Consider the following 552-nt stretch of genomic DNA (forward strand, 5'->3'; position numbering starts at 1 on the left):
CAACCAAATGCGCGATCTGGTGGTGGCGGGCAACAGCGCGCAACTGGCCGATGCCGCGTTCGTGCGCGAATTGAAGCAGTGGATGCGCTTTACCCCGCATCAGGCGCTGGCGACCGGCGACGGGCTGTTCAGCGCGACATCGGGCGCGCCGGTGCTGCCCGAATGGATCGCCCCCTTGCTGTTCGACCGTTTCTTCACCGCCCAATCCGAAAACGCCAAATATGCGCGGCAGATGGCATCGACGGCGGGGGTTGCGGTGTTTGTCGGGGACCGCGCCGATCCCGAGCATTGGGTGCGCGTCGGGCTGGCGTGCCAGCGTTTTGCGCTGCAGGCGACGGCGCTGGGGTTGCGCCATGCGATGATCAACCAGCCGGTCGAAGTGGCGCGGTTGCGGCCCGAACTGGCACGGCTGATCGGCACGCCCGGCGTGCGGCCCGATCTGGCGATGCGCTTTGGCTATGGCGCGGGGCTGCCCTTTTCGGCGCGGCGGCCGGTGGAGGCGGTGCTGGCCTGAGGTGGCCGCATGTGCCCCCGCTTCTCCTGCGGAAGCAG

The 552-nt window shown here is 68.7% G+C and carries 1 protein-coding gene; it reads left to right on the top strand.

What is annotated here, in order from left to right; genetic code table 11:
- On the top strand, positions 1 to 514 hold a 514-nt coding region (locus AACY52_RS29750), incomplete at its 5' end, for a nitroreductase family protein (protein ID WP_339561293.1).
- Between the last annotated feature and the right edge of the window lie 38 nt (positions 515 to 552).

This window comes from Pseudomonas sp. EA_65y_Pfl1_P113, from assembly GCF_963970525.1.
Taxonomy (GTDB): domain Bacteria; phylum Pseudomonadota; class Gammaproteobacteria; order Pseudomonadales; family Pseudomonadaceae; genus Aquipseudomonas; species Aquipseudomonas tritici.